Raw genomic sequence first — 508 nt, 5'->3', positions numbered from 1 at the left:
GGGGTGGTCGGCCACGAGGCCCGGGCCACCGCCCCACGGAACTGGATCGAGTCCTCACCGGAGATGTTGAGCAACCGGTACTGCAAGGTTCCGTTGTTGTTGCCGTTGTGGGCGAAGCCCGAGGCCAGGGAGATGGTCGTCCACAGCGAGGCACCCGTGGAGACGGCGACCCACTGGCTGCCGTCGTACACGTCGAGGCGCTTCACGTCCTGGAGCCAGGTGATCATCCCCGCGCGGGGAGCTCGGTCGCCGACGAGGATGGCGCCGCGGGCAGAGGCGCTGGCATAGGGAAGGGCCAGCTTCGGGATCACGCCGCCCGCGAGGTCCGCGATGGCCTTCGGGATGTCGGGCCCGTCGGTCAGAGCGGCCAGGGGGATGCCTTGGCCGTAGAGGTCTGTGGTGGGCATGGGGCTCCTATCCGATGCGGGTGGCGCGCATCCACGAGCCGACGCCCATGCGGGTGGCCGTGGTGCTGGAGGCGGACTGGGCCCACGTGATGGCGCAGGTC

General features: G+C 70.1%; 1 pseudogene. It reads right to left on the bottom strand.

Annotated features, from left to right (window positions below):
- Positions 1-407 (bottom strand): annotated as a pseudogene (locus tag ADL01_RS23055) (hypothetical protein); the annotation flags it as partial.
- Positions 408-508 lie beyond the last annotated feature (101 nt).

Origin of the sequence: Streptomyces sp. NRRL WC-3618, from assembly GCF_001280005.1 — a bacterium.
In the GTDB taxonomy this organism is placed as follows: Bacteria; Actinomycetota; Actinomycetes; order Streptomycetales; family Streptomycetaceae; genus Streptomyces.
This window is presented reverse-complemented; position numbering and strand designations above follow the sequence as displayed.